The 16935-nt window shown below is 71.9% G+C and carries 5 protein-coding genes; 4 read left to right on the top strand and 1 reads right to left on the bottom strand.

Annotation, left to right across the window (positions count from 1 at the left end; translation table 11 throughout):
• Positions 1 to 36: 36 nt before the first annotated feature.
• Positions 37 to 3123, top strand: a complete 3087-nt coding sequence (locus IH50_RS0128090; RefSeq protein ID WP_030868167.1) for a pPIWI_RE module domain-containing protein — start codon at positions 37 to 39, stop codon at positions 3121 to 3123.
• A gap of 56 nt (positions 3124 to 3179) precedes the next feature.
• On the opposite strand, the gene IH50_RS0128085 is transcribed toward IH50_RS0128090, so the two are convergent.
• A complete protein-coding gene (locus IH50_RS0128085) occupies positions 3180 to 4160 on the bottom strand; it encodes a serine/threonine-protein kinase (protein WP_030868165.1) in 981 nt (326 codons plus the stop codon).
• Between the two features lie 224 nt (positions 4161 to 4384).
• Between IH50_RS0128085 and IH50_RS0128080 the strand changes: the two genes are divergently transcribed.
• From IH50_RS0128080 to IH50_RS0128070, 3 genes are all read left to right on the top strand, one after another.
• Positions 4385 to 9661, top strand: coding sequence for a DEAD/DEAH box helicase (locus tag IH50_RS0128080; RefSeq protein WP_030868160.1), 5277 nt, complete (start codon positions 4385 to 4387; stop codon positions 9659 to 9661).
• Positions 9662 to 9784: 123 nt separating this feature from the next.
• Positions 9785 to 12787: a helicase-related protein gene (locus IH50_RS0128075; RefSeq protein WP_030868157.1), complete on the top strand. Its 3003-nt coding sequence runs from the start codon at positions 9785 to 9787 to the stop codon at positions 12785 to 12787.
• Positions 12784 to 16932 carry an Eco57I restriction-modification methylase domain-containing protein gene (locus IH50_RS0128070; RefSeq protein ID WP_030868154.1) on the top strand — a complete coding sequence of 1383 codons (4149 nt, stop codon included), beginning with the start codon at positions 12784 to 12786 and terminating at the stop codon, positions 16930 to 16932. The genes IH50_RS0128075 and IH50_RS0128070 overlap by 4 nt, the downstream gene beginning before the upstream one ends.
• The last annotated feature ends 3 nt before the right edge of the window (positions 16933 to 16935 follow it).

Below are 16935 nucleotides of genomic sequence, written 5' to 3'. Positions count from 1 at the left end.
ACGTCATCGCCGCATCCCTCCGAAGGAGGTTCCGCCATGCCCGTGAACTACCGCACCGTCCGCACCGCCGCCTGGCTCCCGGCCGCCCCCCTCACCACCCTCACCGCGCGCTACCGCGCCCTCCCCTTCCCCGAACAGTGGCGGGACGCGATCCTCGCCCTGTGCAACGCCGGTCGTGACCCCCAGGCGGAGCCGTACCGGACCGTGCCTACCCGCCGTCTCGAGCAGGTCCTGCAGGCCTTCGCCCCGGACGTCCTCGTGCTGCCCCGGCCGCCCTTCCACGAGCGGGGAGAGGAACCGGAGCGCTGGCTGTACGTCGCGGCGGACACCCCCGACCCGCTGCCCCCGCAGGTCCTCACCCCGCTGCTCAACCGCTGGCTGCGCGAGCTGCGGCCCGAACCGGAACACCGGGCCCTGCTCAAGGACGTCCGCGCCCAGCTCGCCGAGCACCCGCCCGAGTGGGAACCCGTCGCACGCGAACTGCTGGCCTGCGGCCGCACCCGGGGCGGCACCGCCGCGCCCGCCTCCCACCAGTTCACCCTCACCACGGATTGGCTGGCCCGCCGCGTCCTGGCCCTGGGACCGTACCCGTACGAGGGCGGGCAACTGCACTTCCGTGCCATGCCGCGCGGCCCCAGGGACCAGGGCGCGGAGCTGGTCTCGCAGCCCCTGCCGTACGAGCCGTCGCCCGGCAAGGGCACCTGGTGGTTCTCCGTCGTCCTCAACATCACCCTGCACACCGTGCCGTTCGACCCTCTGCCCCGTTTCCATCTCCACTGGTCCGTCCGCCGCTGGGCGACGCGCACGTCACCCGCGACGGGACGGGTGCGGCTGCCGTACGGAAGCCGCACCACGGTGCTGCTGCGCCCCCGGGTGCCGGTACTGCCCGGGGTGCCCCTCAGCGAGCGGTACGCCGTCGCCCAGTTGGAGCGGCGCTGGGACAAGGAACGGGGCGATTTCGCCGACGGCTGGGCCTTCGGCGGCCCGGCCGGGCTCCTCCAGGACGTCTCCCTCGGCGAACCGTTCCCCGACGCCGACGCGATCCTGACGGACCCGGAGGAGTGGCTGCGGCGCGACGCACGGGCCGGGATCGTGTACCGCACCGCGATGGGCGGCCACGAGGTCAAGGCCGGTTTGATGCCGAACCAGTGCTCGGAGCTGACGGCCTGGGCGCAGGCGGCCCTTCCCGCCGAACTGCGCACGGCACCGGACCTCACGCACACCGTGCTCGCCGCGGCCAAACCGCTCAACGCCCCGCCCTCCAGTGTCCCCAAGGCGGCACGGGAAGAGGAGGATGCCCGTCGCTGTGCCGAGCGGCGGGCGGCGGTGGCCTTCGCCGTCGGGGAACTCGACGCTCCGCGGACCGAGGACGGCCGGCCGGTACTGGAAGCACGGTTGCTGTGGCAGTCGGCCGAGATGCGGGACGCGGCCCTCGGGGCGCTCGCCACGCGGCTCGGCCTCAAGGGCGACGGCGGTTCCTTCACCGAGCAGGAGTACGACGCCGCCGACCCGGGCCGTCCGGTGGTGCACGAGTGGCAGGCGCCGGAGCTCACCGTCCGCGTGCGGTGCCTGCGGCCCGTCGTGCGCCAGGACGACGGCACCGGCCGTGCCCTGACGGCGGGCCTCGGCATCCCTGAGGGCGTACGGCGCACCCGGGAAGCGGTCGCCGCGGCCGTGGGGGAGCGGCGGACCGAGACGGCGGCGTGGCTGACCGGCGACCGGACCGGGGAAGCGCCCGCACTGGCCCTGGTGGAGATCGACCGCCCCGCCGATTTCACCTCCCGGGACCACGACCCCAAGTTCGCCCTGCGGCTCGGCTGCGCCGACGCCGGCTTCGTCACACAGTTCGTGGCGCTCCCCAAGAAGACCAAGGGATACAACTCCCTGGGCAGCATGGACCACCGGGCCCTGATGGCCTGGGACGACGGACTGCGGCAGCTGGGCGCCCGGGTCCACCCCGAGCACGGCATCGAGCAGGGTGTTCCGCAGGGAATGCGGTACGCCGCGGTCTGGATGGTCCGCAAGAACCACACCGCACGCAACCGCTGGGCCGCCGACGTCCCGGTCGCCGTCCTGGTCACCCCGCAGGCCCCCGGCAGCGGTCTGGCACGGGTCCAGGGGTGGGACCCGGACGCCGACGACGGCGCCGGGGCGTGGGTGCCGTACCCGGTCATGCTGCTCGGGCTCACCCGCCTCGCCGAGGTACGGCCCTCCGTGCCGGCGCCGCGGGCGGACGGCGAGGCGGTGCCCGCCGGACGCCGCCGCAGCTGGCGTGCCGATCGTGAGGAGCAGCGGCGGACCGCGGAGGAGTGGCTGCAGAAGGTCCGTGCGTCGCTGCGCCGCCACCCCACGATGCTCCTGGTCGACGCGCAGAACGCCCGGTCGCACTGGACCTGGCTGCAGGACGGCCGTACGGAGCGGGACCGCATCCGCGACGGGCACGCCGAACCGCGGCGGCTCGCTCCGAACCTGCGACTGGTGCGGGTGCGCACGGGGAAGGGCCGCGAGACCGCCCAGTGGTGGGGGGTGAACCCCAAAGACGGGCCCAACGGCATCGCACCGCACCTGTGGATCCCGGAGGACGAGGGAGCAGTGGGCCGGGTCTTCTACAGCACGACTCCCAAGCCCGTGCAGTTCAGTTCCTCGGCGGTGGAGGCGGACAAACTGGCGCCGCGTCCGCTCCGGATGGGCAAGCGCAAGGGGGAGCCGACCATCGACACGGGGGTGGTGGGCTGGATGCCCGCCCTCGTCGAACTGGCCGTCCTCGGCTGCCACACCGACGACGGGGACGACCCGCAGGCCCTCGCCCTCGCCGCCCATTTGCTGCGCCAGCCCCCCGACTACCCGCAGGCGCTCGCCCTGCCGCTGCCGCTGCACCTGGCGGGCCTGGGGCAGCAGTACGTGCTGCCGACGCGGCCCGAGGGGGAAGCCGATCCGGTGAGCGGCGTGGAAACCCTGATGGAAGGCGCACAGGTTCCGGCGGTCCCGCCGGAGGAGGAGGGTGCGACGGACGCCGTGGCAGATCCCGATCCGGCCACGACGGCGGCAGCGGGTCTCGCCCTCGAACCGGAGCATTCCGAACACGCCGACGAGCAGGAACAGTTGACGCTGTTCGGATTCTGATTCCGAAGGGAACAAGGTCGGCGGGAGTGTGCGGTCCGGGTGGTTGCCACGTGCGGTCAGCGGCCCGGACCACGCCCTCGCCGGCCGGCCCCCCGGGCCCAGGCCCGCACCGGTCGCGCGTCCGGACCCATCGGGTGGGTGAAGGGTCGCAGCGGGTCCACCTCCGCCCACGGCACCAGCGCCTCTTCGGGCGCCCGGCGTGCGGGCAGCCATGCGGAGAGACGCTGCCACACCTCACCCGCGTGCACGGGGCGCTCGTCGGGCTCCTTGGCCAGCAGCTGGAGCACGAGTTCCTCCAGCGCGGTGGGGATTCCGCGGCGCAGTTCCCGGGGTGGCGCGGGCGGCTTCTCCAGGATCATGCCGGGCAGCATGAGTTCGGAGTCGTGGGCGAAGACGGGCTCGCCCGTCAGCATCGCGTAGAGCAGACAGCCGAGCGCGTACAGGTCCGTGCGCGCGTCGACCGGCTTGCCCCGGATCTGCTCCGGCGCCATGCATTCCAGGCTCCCGGGGCGCTCGCCGGTCGTGGTGAGCGATGTCGTCTCGGGATCGAGGAAGGCGGCGACACCGAAGTCCAGGACCTTCACCACCCCGTCCGTGCGGATGACGACGTTGCTGCCCTTGAGGTCCCGGTGCACGACGTCCCGGGCGTGCACGGTGCCCAGGACGGAGGCGATCTGCACGCCGATCGAGGCGGTCTCCTCGATCGAGAGCGGGCCCTCCTCGACGACCCGGTCGCGGAGCGAGAGCCCGATCACGTACTGCATCACGAGGAAACGCGTACCGTTCTCCTCGCCGAGGTCGTAGACGGTCGCCAGCCCGGGGTGGTCGAGCCGGGCGACGGCCTGCGCCTCACGGCGGAACCGTTCGGCGTCGCGGGCGCGTTGTTCCTCGGTGAGACCAAGGGCGGCGCTCATGGTCTTCAGCGCCACGTCGCGGCCGAGGTTCTCGTCGTGCGCGAGCCAGACGACGCCCATGCCGCCCCGGCCGATGAGGTTCTTGATCCGGTACCTGCCGGCGATCAGCGATCCCGTGTTCATCCGCGCTGTGGCCCCGTCCCCTCCGTGCCCGTGGCGCCGCGCCCCGGGCGGTCGTCAGGGGAGAGTGTGGCACGACGGCGCGCACGGCGCATCAATCGGGAAGGTCGTGTGCGTTGACTGTGTTCACGTGACACTGTTCTAATGGTCGGGGGAGGGGCGATACCACTGGTGTCTCCACCCACTACGGTGACGTGTGGATCGCGTCGGGAACAAGTGAGGATCACGTGGACGTCTTCGGGGTGCACCGCCGACTCATCCAGGACTACAAGGAGTACACGTCCGGATCGGTGGTGATCGACGATCCGCGCATCGGCGAGAAGGTCTCCAAATCCCTTGCCGACGGAGACCAGTGGCCTGATCCCTGGCTCTCACTGAACCCGAGCTTCGAGCGCGGCGGCACCGTCGACCACCTCGTCGACGACCTGGGCCTCCTGCATCCCGAGTGCAAGCGCATCTTCCGTGTCGGCAAGGACAAGCCGGACGCGACCGTCCGCCCCATCACCTTCCACCGCCACCAGCGCGACGCCATCGAGGCAGCCGCCTCCCGGCAGTCCTACGTCCTCACCACCGGCACCGGCTCCGGCAAGAGCCTCGGCTACATCGTGCCCATCGTCGACCGGGTGCTGCGGGAGAAGGCCGCCGGAGCGCCCCCCGGCATCAAGGCGATCATCGTCTACCCGATGAACGCCCTGGCCAACAGCCAGATGGGAGAGCTGAAGAAGTTCCTCACCGCCGGCTACCGCGAAGGCGAGGAGCCGGTCACGTACGCCCGTTACACCGGCCAGGAGAAGCAGGCCGACAAGGACGCGGTGCTCGACAACCCGCCGGACATCCTGCTCACCAACTACGTGATGCTGGAACTGATGCTCACCCGGCCCGAGGAGCGCAAGCGCCTCATCGGCCGGGCCAAGGGCCTGTGCTTCCTCGTCCTCGACGAGTTGCACACCTACCGTGGCCGGCAGGGCGCCGACGTCGCCGTGCTGGTGCGGCGCGTGCGTGAGGCGTGCGAGTCGCCCGATCTGCAGTGCGTCGGCACCTCCGCGACCATGGCCACCGACGGCACCCCGGCCGCCCGCCGCCGTGCCGTCGCCGATGTCGCCTCCACGCTGTTCGACACGGAGATCCTCCCGGAGCGGGTGGTGGGCGAGACCCTGGTCCGGGCGACCGGGGACGCCATTCCCACCTCCGCCGAACTCGCCGCCCGGATACGGGAGAACGATCCTCCGCAGGAGTACGCGGCGCTCGCCGCCGACCCGCTGGCCCGCTGGATCGAGACCACGTTCGGGCTTACCAAGGTCGCCGACGAGGACGGTACGGAACTGCTGGTCCGCGCCGATCCCGTCACCATGGAGATCGCCGCGCGCGCCCTGCGGGAGAAGGCCTTCGACATCCCGAAGGAGGCGCCCGACGACGAGCCGTACACCGCCTGCGTGAACGCCATCCGCGCCACCCTGCAGGCCGGTTCGCAGGCCCGTGACCCGGAGACCGACCGGCCCCTGTTCGCCTTCCGGCTGCACCAGTTCCTGTCCAAGGGCGGTTCGGCGTACGTCTCCCTGGAGCCGGCCGAGAGCCGCTACATCACCCGCACCTACCAGCAGCGGGTGCCCGGGCAGCCGGAGAAGCTGCTTCTCCCGCTCTCCTTCTGCCGCGAATGCGGCCAGGAGTACCTGACCGTGGCCCGGGACCAGCGCGACGACGGCACGGTGGCCTTCCGCACCCGTGAGGACGAGGACGACGACCAGGGGTACCTCTACGTCTCCGCCACCAACCCCTGGCCCGAGCATCTGGGCGACGCCGTCGAGCAGCGCCGGTTCCCCGACAGCTGGCTCACCCTCGATCCGAAGAAGGCGACGACCGTCCTCACCGCGAGCCGCAGGAAGCGCGCGCCCCAGCCGGTGTGGGTGCGACCCGACGGCGAAACCGTGGACAAGGACCACAAGGACGGCCTGTACGCGGCCTATCTGCCCGCTCCGTTCCTGTTCTGCCTGGAGTGCGGGGTCAGCTACGAGGAGGTGCGGGAGCGCGACTTCGCCAAGCTGATGACGCTCGACCAGGAGGGCCGCTCCACGGCCACGTCCGTCGTCAGCGCCTCCATCGTGCGTCACCTCAAGGGCCTTCCTGCGAAGGAACTCGGCAAGGACGCACGCAAGTTGCTCACCTTCGTCGACAACCGGCAGGACGCCAGCCTGCAGTCCGGTCACTTCAACGACTTCGTGATGGTCACCCAGCTGCGCGGTGCGCTGTACCGCGCGATGCTGGAGGCGGGCAGGAAGGGGCTGCGCTGGAAGCGGCTCGGCGAGGAGGTCGTCGAGGCCATGGGGCTGGCCCCGCACGAGTACGCCAACAACCCCACCGAGGTGACGGCGCTCGCCGAGGAGACCAAGGACGCGTTGGCCCAGATCGCCGAGTACCGGCTCTTCCTGGACCTGGAGCGCGGCTGGCGGGTCACCATGCCCAACCTGGAGCAGACCGGTCTGCTCGGCCTGGAGTACGCCGGCCTCGACGAGATCGCCGAGGACGAGGAGCGCTGGCAGCGGGCCGCGGGCCCGCTGCGCACCGCCACTCCCACCACCCGCCTCGACCTCGCCCGGGTCCTCATGGACGAACTGCGCCGCCAGCGGGCCGTCGACACGCCGTACTTCACCGAGGCCAAGTTCAACGAGCTGCGCAAGGAGTCGGCGAAGCTGAACGACGCCTGGGGGATCGCCGACACGGAGGCCGCTCCCCCCGCGCCGACCGTCGCCCTGCCGCGTGCGGGGCGGCCGGGCCGCAGCCGCAGCGAGAAGAACCTCACCGGCCGGGGCGCCTTCGGCCGCTTCGTACGCAAGCCGGGGACCTTCCCCGACTGGCGGCACGACCTTTCCCTCGCCGACGCCCAGGACGTCATCACCGACCTGCTCGACGTCCTCGCCGACGGCGGTGTCCTCACCCGCGTCACCCAGGGCCGGAACGAGGACCCCGGTTACCGGATCAACCACACCGTGATCCGCTGGCACGCCCGCGACGACGACCACGGCACGGTGGACCGGCTGCGCCGCACCTACCGCACCGGGCGGGGGCCCCGCGTCAACGCCTTCTTCAAGGGGCTCTACAAGGAGGTCGCCGGCACCTTCGCCGGCCTGCACGCGGCCGAGCACACCGCCCAGGTCCACCCCGACATCCGCGAGGAGCGGGAGCGCCTGTTCAGCAAGGGGGAACCGCTGCCCCTGCTGTACTGCTCGCCGACGATGGAGCTGGGCGTCGACATCGCCAGCCTCAACTCGGTCAACCTGCGCAACGTCCCGCCGACCCCCGCCAACTACGCCCAGCGTTCCGGCCGTGCGGGCCGCTCCGGTCAGCCCGCGCTGGTCACCACGTACTGCGCCACCGGCAACAGCCACGACCAGTACTACTTCACCCGCTCCGACCAGATGGTCGCCGGCACCGTCGCCCCGCCGCGCCTGGACCTGGCCAACGAGGACCTGCTCGCCTCGCACGTGCACGCCGTCTGGCTCGCCGAGACCGGCCTGGAACTGGGCCGCTCCATGACGAAGATCATCGACGCGGACGGAAAGGCCCCCTCCCTGGCCCTGCTGCCCGAGGTGCGCGAGCAGATCGCCAACAAGAGGGCGCAGGCCCGGGCCCTGGCCCGTGCCCGTACCGTCCTCGCCGGCTGCGCCGACACCCTGCGGGACACCTCGTGGTGGCACGAGCAGTGGCTGGAGGACACCGTCAGCAACGCTCCGGGCGCCTTCGACCTGGCCTGCGGCCGCTGGCGCACCCTCTACCGGAAGGCGCTGGAGGAGCGGGAGCTCCAGCACGACAACATCCGCAACCGTACGGCGACCGGCCGCTCCCAGCAGCAGGCCGTACGCCGCCGCGCCCAGGCGGAGAACCAGATAGCGCTCCTGGAGAACCGGCAGGGCGGCGAGCGCACGGTGCTGTCCGACTTCTACCCGTACCGCTACTTCGCTTCCGAGGGCTTCCTGCCCGGCTACTCCTTCCCCCGGCTGCCGCTGGCCGCGTACATCCCCGGCACCGGCCGCACCAGCCGCGGCTACGACGGCGACTACCTCCAGCGGTCCCGGTTCATCGCGATCCGCGAGTTCGGCCCCGGCGCGCTCATCTACCACGAGGGCAGCCGCTTCAAGGTGAACCGGGTCCAGCTGCCGCCGGACACCTCCGGCGAGCTGACCACCGACAGCGCCAAGGTGTGCCAGAGCTGCGGCTACCTGTCGCCCGAGGACCAGCGCGAGGACACCTGCCCCGGCTGCCAGGGCACGCTCGGTGACGCCCGCACCGGCCTGCTGCAGCTGCACACGGTCTTCACCCAGCGCCGCGACCGCATCTCCTCCGACGAGGAGGAGCGTCAGCGCACCGGCTACGCCGTGGAGGTCTCCTACCGTTTCAAGAAGCACGAGGACGGCCGGGACGGCTCCCTGCGGGCCGAGGCCAAGTCCGCGGCCGGCGCGCTCCTCGCGCACCTCGCCTACGGCGACAGCGCCACGGTCCGGCTCACCAACCTCGGCTACCGCCGCTCGGTCGCCAAGGGCGAGATCGGCTTCTGGATCGACCCGGTCTCGGGGGAGTGGCTGGCCGGCTCCACGGGCGCCAAGGGCACCGGCGCGGCCGGCCGGGAGACCCCGGAGGAACAGGAGGGCCTGGCCGACGCGGACAAGGCGCTGCGCAAGGTCCCCGTCATCCCCTACGTCCAGGACACCCGCAACATCCTCGTGCTCCAGCTCGCGGCCCCCGTCGACCGGGACACCGCGATCACCCTCCAGTACGCGCTGGAGCGGGGCATCGAGGCCGAGTTCCAGCTGGAGGACTCCGAGCTGGACACCTGGGAGCTGCCGCCGCACGACGGCCCCCGCGAGCGGCTGCTGTTCATCGAGAGCGCCGAGGGCGGTGCGGGTGTGCTGCGCCGGCTGCAGGCCGAGCCCGACGCGCTGGCCCGCGCCGCCCGCCGGGCCCTGGAGATCGCGCACTACGACCAGGAGGGCCGCGACCGGGGCGCCGAGAAGCGCAACGGCGATCCCTGCGAGAAGGGCTGCTACCACTGCCTGCTCTCCTTCGGCAACCAGCGCCATCACCGGGCGATCGACCGCCGTCTGGTCCGCGACCTGTTGATGGAGCTCAAGGACGGTGCGGTCGGCGGCGGCCACGTCGGCCGCACCCGCGACGAGCACGCCGACGCGCTCATCGAGGGCGCCGACTCCTCCCTGGAGGAGCGGTTCATCGCCTACCTCCGCGCCCACGGCCACCATCTGCCGCAGCGCCAGCAGCTGAAGGTGAGCGAGGCCCTGTCCAAGCCGGACTTCGTCTACGACACCGGCTACGGCCCGGTCGCCGTGTTCGTCGACGGCCCGCACCACGACCACGCCGAGACCGCCCTGCGTGACGAGGAGGCCGCCGAGCGGCTGAAGGAGATCGGCTGGGAGGTCGTTCGCATCCGGTACGACGACGACTGGGCCAAGGCCGTCGCCGAGTACCCTTCGGTGTTCGGCGAGGCCCGCCGCTGACCTGCGGCGGACCTCACCACCCTCCGTGCACGGGGACGGCGCGTCACGCGCTGTCCCCGTGCGACCGGCACCCACCCACCGGCCCGACCGTAGTTTCGCCCGCCCCGACCCCGGAAGGCACCCATGACCACCGCCGCCCAGCCGACCCAGCAGCAGTACGCGGTCGGCTCCCTCGTCCACGCCCGGGGCCGGGAATGGGTCGTGCTGCCGGACTCCACGGCGGAGCTCCTCGTCCTGCGCCCGCTCGGCGGCGCCGACGACGACGTCGCGGGCATCCTGCCCGCACTGGAGCAGGTGGTCCCCGCCACCTTCGCCCCGCCCACCCCCTCCGACCTGGGCGACCAGCAGGCCGCCGGGCTGCTGCGCACCGCCCTGCGCATCGGCTTCCGCTCCGGCGCCGGCCCCTTCCGCTCGCTCGCCTCGATCGCCGTGGACCCCCGCCCGTACCAGCTGGTGCCGCTGATGATGGCGCTGCGCCAGGACACCGTCCGGCTGCTGATCGCCGACGACGTCGGCATCGGCAAGACGGTGGAGGCCGGACTGATCGCCGCCGAGCTGCTGGCCCAGGGCGACGCCCGCGGCCTGGTCGTGCTGTGCTCGCCGGCCCTGGCCGAGCAGTGGCGGGCCGAGCTGCACGGCAAGTTCGGCGTGGACGCCCGTCTCGTGCTGCCGTCCACGATCGGCCGGCTGCTGCGCGAGACGCCGTACGGCCAGTCGGTGTTCCGCCCCGACGGCGCCTACGTCGTCTCCACCGACTTCATCAAGTCCCCCCGCCACCGCGAGGACTTCCTGAAGAACTGCCCCGACCTGGTGATCGTCGACGAGGCGCACTCCTGCGTCGCCGACACCGCGATCGGCGCCTCCGCGCGCACCTCCCAGCAGCGGTACTCCCTGCTGCGCGCCCTCGCCGACCGGGCGGACCGCCACCTCCTGCTGGTCACGGCCACCCCGCACAGCGGCAAGGAGGAGCCCTTCCGCCGCCTGCTCGGCCTGCTCGACGACCGCCTCGCCACGGTGAGCTTCGACACGGAGGCGGGCCGCCGGCTCCTCGCGGAGTACTTCGTGCAGCGCCGTCGCGCCGACATCCGCGACGACTTCGGCGACGGCGCGCACTTCCCCTCCTCCCGGGACACCGCCGAGTCCCCGTACACCCTGCACCGCGACTACAAGAAGCTCCTCGACGAGGTCCTGGCGTACGCCCGCGAGACCGTGCGCGCGGCCGACGGCGCCCTCCAGCAGCGCCAGCGCTGGTGGTCCACCCTCGCCCTGCTGCGCACCCTGTCCTCCTCCCCGGCCGCAGCCGTGCAGTCCCTGAAGACCCGGGCCGGCGTCGAGGAGGCCGACTCCCCGGAGGAGGCCGACCGTACCGGCGAGCGCACCGTCTCCGACCCGGCCGACAGCGAGGGAGCCGAGTCAGCGGACGCGGTGCCCGGCGCACGGCTGCCCGCCGCGGAGACGGCCGACGGCCCCGACGCGACTCCCGAGCACGACACCTCCGAGCACGAGGACACCGCGGAGGGCGACGAGGAGAAGGCCCGCCTGATCGCCATGGCCACGGCGGCCGGGAAGCTCGAAGGCCCGACTCGCGACACCAAGCTCAAGAAGCTGATCGCCACCGTCACCGACCTCCTCGACGACGGCTACCGCCCCATCGTCTTCTGCCGCTACATCGCGACCGCCGACTACGTCGCCAAGCACCTCGCCAAGGCTCTCAACAAGAAGGGCGCCGAGCACCCGGTCGCCGTCGCCTCCGTCACCGGCGAACTCTCGCCCGACCAGCGCGTCACCCGCATCGCCGAGCTGACCGGTGCCGACGAGGACGGCAACCCGCCGGCCGAGCGCCGCGTCCTGGTCGCCACCGACTGCCTCTCCGAGGGCGTCAACCTCCAGGAGTCCTTCGACGCCGTCGTCCACTACGACCTCGCCTGGAACCCCACCCGGCACGAGCAGCGCGAGGGCCGCGTCGACCGCTTCGGCCAGCGCACCGACGTCGTCAAGGCGCTCACCCTGTACGGGGCCGACAACCCCGTCGACGGCATCGTCCTGAACGTCCTGCTGCGCAAGCACGAGCGGATCCGCCGCGTCACCGGCATCTCCGTGCCCGTGCCGCAGGAGTCCGAGAGCGCCATGCAGGCCGTCTTCGAGGGCCTGATCCTGCGCGGCGAGAAGGCGGCCTACGAACAGGAGGGCCTGTTCCCGCAGGAGGAGGCGGCCGCCGCCGAGCAGCTGGAGATCGCCTGGCAGTCCTCCGCCGAGCGCGAGAAGCGCAACCGCTCCCGCTACGCCCAGCACCGCATCAAGAAGGACGAGGTGGCCGCCGAGGTCGCCGAGGTCCGCGCCGCGCTCGGCACCGTCGAGGAGGTGCGCGACTTCACCCGCCGCGCCCTGACGGCGCTGCGCGGCATGCCCGCCCCGACGAAGCAGGGCGGCTTCACCGTTCACACCGACGCCCTCCCGCTCGGCCTGCGCGACGCCGTCTCCGCGGCGCTCGGCCCCCGCCACCCCCGCCCGGTCGTCTTCCACGACGCCCCCAGCGCCCCGCGCGGCGAGGCCGCCCTCACCCGCACCGACCCGGTGGTCGCCGCCACCGCCCGCTTCGTCCTGGACGCGGCCCTCGACGACGCCGACAAGATCCCGCAGTGGCAGCGCCCCGCCCGCCGCTGCGGCGTCGTCCGCACCAAGGCGGTCGACCGCCGTACCACGCTCCTGCTCGTCCGCCACCGCTTCCGGCTGCACCTGCCCACCCGCGACGGCTCCGTGCGCGAGCAGCTCGCCGAGGACGCCCGCGTGGTCGCCTTCCGCGGCAGCGCCACCGAGCCCCAGTGGCTGCCGGAGGACGAGGCGCTCGCGCTCCTGGACGCCCGCGCCGCGCAGAACACCGACCCGAAGTTCGCCGCCGGGCACATCAGCGACATCCTGGCGGCCCTGCACACGGTCCTCATGCCCGAACTGCGCGTTCACTCCGCCGACCTGGGCAAGAAGCTGGAGGCCTCGCACCACCGGGTCCGCACCGCCTCTCGGGCCCGCCTGGCGGGCCTGAAGGTCGTCCCGCAGGGCGACCCGGACGTCCTCGGCGTCTACCACTACCTCCCGGCCCCGACGATCCCCCAGGGAGCGGACGCATGAGCCTCGCCAGGACCCTCGTCACCGACACCGTCGCCACCGTCGGCGGCCTGCTCCCGTACGACCTCCTGGTACGGATCAAGGAGGGCAAGGAGCAGACCGGCTCCAAGCCCGCCGACTACCGCCTGTACGCCAAGGGCGACTCCGTGCGCGACGCCGCCGAGCGCTCCTGGGGCTACCTGCGCGGCGTGTGGACCGCCTACCAGGACGCGCTGGCCCGCGACGGCGCCGACGCCGATCCCGGCGTGCACGCGGTCGGCCTGACCACCGAACGCTGGCTGCTGCCCCTCTTCGAACAGCTCGGCTTCGGCGCCCTCGCACCCGTGCCCGCACCCGGCCTGCGCTCCCGCGACGGGGAGAAGGACTTCGACGTCAGCCACCAGTGGGCGCACGTCCCCGTGCACCTCACCGGCTGGAACGTCCCCCTGGACCACCGCACCCCGGAACTGGCCAAGCAGATCCCGCAGTCGATGATCCAGGAGTACCTCAACCGCTCCGCGGACTCCACCCTGTGGGGCGTGCTCTCCAACGGCCGCCAGCTGCGCCTGCTGCGCGAGTCGGCCTCCCTCACCGGCGCCGCGTTCATCGAGTTCGACCTTCAGGCGATCTTCGAGGGCAACCGCTCCGACGACTTCGTGCTGCTGTGGCGGCTGCTGCACCGCACCCGCTTCGAGCCCCGCGCCAAGGGCGAGCCGGCCGCGACCTGCCCGCTGGAGAAGTGGCGCACCGAGGCCATCGACAGCGGCACCCGCGCCCTGAAGGAACTCCGCAAGGGAGTGGAGAAGGCCCTCGTCGCCATCGGCAACGGCCTCATCACCCACCCCGACAACGCGGCCCTGCGCGACGCCCTGCGCAGCCGCGACAAGAACGTCCGCGACCACCTCCACCCGGCGCTGCTCCGCCTCGCCTACCGCCTGCTGTTCCTCTTCGTCACCGAGGACCGCGACCTGCTGCTGCACCCCGAGGCGACGGCCACCGCCCGCGACACGTACGAAAAGTACTTCTCCACGGCCCGCCTGCGCCGCCTCGCCCGCCGCGTCGGCACCCTCCACGGCGACCAGTGGCACGCCCTGACCCTGGTCGTCAAGGGACTCGGCACCCCTGGCGGCCGCCCCGAACTGGGCCTGCCCGCCCTCGGCGGCCTCTTCGAGCCGACGGAGACGGACGAGATCCTGGACGGGCTCAGCCTGTCCAACCAGGCCCTGTACGAGGCCGTACGCGCCCTGTCGGTCGTCCACGACGCCAAGCTGGGCCGACCCCGCAAGGTCGACTACCGCCACCTGGGCGCGGACGAACTCGGCTCGGTCTACGAGTCCCTGCTGGAGCTGGAGCCGCGCCTGGACGAGGGCGACACGTACGTCCTCGCCAAGCTCGACGGCAACGACCGCAAGACCTCCGGCTCCTACTACACCCCGTCCCCGCTCATCGACTGCCTCCTCGACTCCACGCTCGACCCGGTCATCGACCGGGCGGTCCGCTCCGGTACGACGCCGAAGGAGCGCGAGGACGCCCTGCTCGCCCTCACGGTCTGCGACCCCGCCTGCGGCTCCGGCCACTTCCTGGTCGCCGCCGCCCGCCGTATCGCCCGCCGTCTCGCCGAGATCCGCAAGGACGACCCCGAGCCCAGCGCCGAGGATGTACGGCACGCCCTGCGCGACGTCGTCTCGCGCTGCGTCTACGGCGTCGACCTCAACCGCATGGCCGTCGAACTGGCCAAGGTCTCCCTGTGGATCGAGGCGATGGAGCCGGGCCGGCCCCTCACCTTCCTCGACGCCCACATCAAGCACGGCAATGGCCTGCTCGGCACGACCCCGAAGCTGCTGGCCGGCGGTCTGCCGGACGACGCGTTCAAGCCGCTGGAGGGCGACGACCGCAAGCACGTCACCGACCTGAAGAAGCGGAACGCGTCGGAGCGCGCGGCCTGGCGGGCCGCGCTGCGGCGCGGGGTGAGCCAGGGGGAGCTGTTCGCCGAGGAGCCGTTCGTCCTGGGCTCCAACGCCGAGTTCGGCGAGAAGCTCTCCCTGATCACCGGTGCGGACTCGCAGGATCTGGAGGACGTCCAGGGCCAGGCCCGTGAGTACCGCGCACTGACCACGTCCCGCGACTACATCCGCGCTCTGGAGCTCGCGGACGCGTGGTGCGCGGCGTTCGTCTGGAAGAAGACGAAGACCGCCACGCCGCCCGCCCTCACCACCAAGTCGCTGCTCGCGCTCCACTCGGAGGACGGCGGCGCGCGCCTGCCGGACGGCACGCTGGAGGAACTGGAGCGGCTGCGGGAGGAGTACCACTTCTTCCACTGGCACCTGGAGTTCCCCGAGGTGTTCCGGGTCCCGGCGGACCTGGACGCGCCGGGCGTGGACGAACGCACCGGGTGGCAGGGCGGGTTCAGCTGTGTGCTGGGGAATCCGCCGTGGGAGCGGGTCAAGCTCCAGGAGCAGGAGTTCTTCGCGACCCGGAACGAGGAGATCGCGAACGCCGCGAACAAGGCGGCCCGCGAGCGCATGATCGACGCGCTGGCCGAGAGCGAGGAGGAGACGAACCGCGCGCTGCACACCGAGTTCATCGACGCCCGCCGCCTCTCCGAGGGCGTCAGCCATCTGCTGCGCGACTCCGGCCGGTTCCCGCTGGCCGGGCGGGGCGACGTCAACACGTACGCGGTGTTCGCCGAGGCGGCCTCCCTGGGGATCGCCCCGACCGGGCGCCTGGGTCTGGTCCTGCCGACGGGCATCGCCACCGACGCGACGACGGCGCCGTTCTTCTCCGACCTGGTGCGCACGGCACGGCTCGCGTCGTTCCTGGACTTCGAGAACGAGGCGTTCATCCTGAGCCGGGACGTGGACCACCGGGTGCGTTTCTCCCTGCTCACCGCCACCGGCGTGGGCACGCGGGTCGATGAGGCGTCCTTCGCCTTCGGCACCCGGTACATGGAGGACCTGGACGGCCGGCGGTTCGCCATGCCCCCGGAGGAGATCCTGCTGGTCAACCCCAACACGGGCACGCTCCCGGTGTTCCGCACCCGCCGGGACGCCGAGATCACCCTGGGCGTCTACCGCCGGGTTCCGGTCCTGATGAAGGAGCCGGACGAGAACGGCTGGGGCGGCACCAATCCGTGGGGCCTGACGTTCATGCGCATGTTCGACATGTCTAACGACTCCCATCTTTTCCGCGGCAAGGAGGAGCTGGAGGGCGAGGGCTGGCGGCTCACCGGCAATGTGTTCGTCCGCCCCGAGGAGGGGGACAAGCGGCGGTACCTCCCGCTGTACGAGGCGAAGATGCTCCACCACTTCGACCACCGCCTGGGCACGTACGAGGGTCAGACCCAGGCGCAGGCCAACATGGGCACGTTGCCGCGTGTGACGCCGGAACAGCACGACGACCCCGACTTCGCTCCACTGCCCCGGTACTGGGTGCCGGAGTTCGACGTGGACTCGGGGAAGCGGGACAAGAAGGGCAACCGGATCATGTGGCCGGGGGTTGCTACGCGGCTGGCGGACCGGGAGTGGTGGAACGGGTGGTTGATGGGGTGGCGGGACATCGCCCGTTCCACCGATACCCGCACCACCATGGCTACAGTGCTCCCGCCGTACGGTGTCGGGCACACCAACCCGCTCGTGTTCCCGAAGAGTGCAGAATCGGCTGCCCTGCTCCAGGCCTGCATGTCGTCGTATGTCTTTGACTACGTGATCCGTCAGAAGATCGCGGGCACGCACTTGACGTACGGATATCTGTATCAACTGCCGGTGCCGGGGCTCACCGTCTTCCATGAGGCACCTGGCGGAGTGCGCTGGTTCATCGATCGTGTGCTGGAACTGACATACACCAGCTGGGACATGGCCGGCTTTGCCGCAGACCTCGACTGCGCAGGTGCCCCGTTCCGTTGGAACGACGAACGCCGCGAACTGTTGCGCGTAGAGCTGGACGCGGCGCTCTTCCACCTCTACGGGGTCAGTCGCGCGGACGTCGAATACGTCATGGAGACATTCCCGGTGGTCCAGCGCGAGGATGAGGCCGCCCACAGCGGTGCCTACCGCACCAAGGACCTCATCCTCGACGTCTACGACCGCATGGCGCAGGCCCGGGCGACCGGCGGCGAGTACCGGACCGTACTGGACCCGCCGCCGGGGGAGGGGCCGCGTCACGAGGCCTGAGCA

This window comes from Streptomyces sp. NRRL S-37, from assembly GCF_000721605.1.
Lineage (GTDB): Bacteria > Actinomycetota > Actinomycetes > Streptomycetales > Streptomycetaceae > Streptomyces.
The sequence above is the reverse complement of the archived record's forward strand: the minus strand, read 5'-3'. Positions and strand labels throughout refer to the sequence as shown.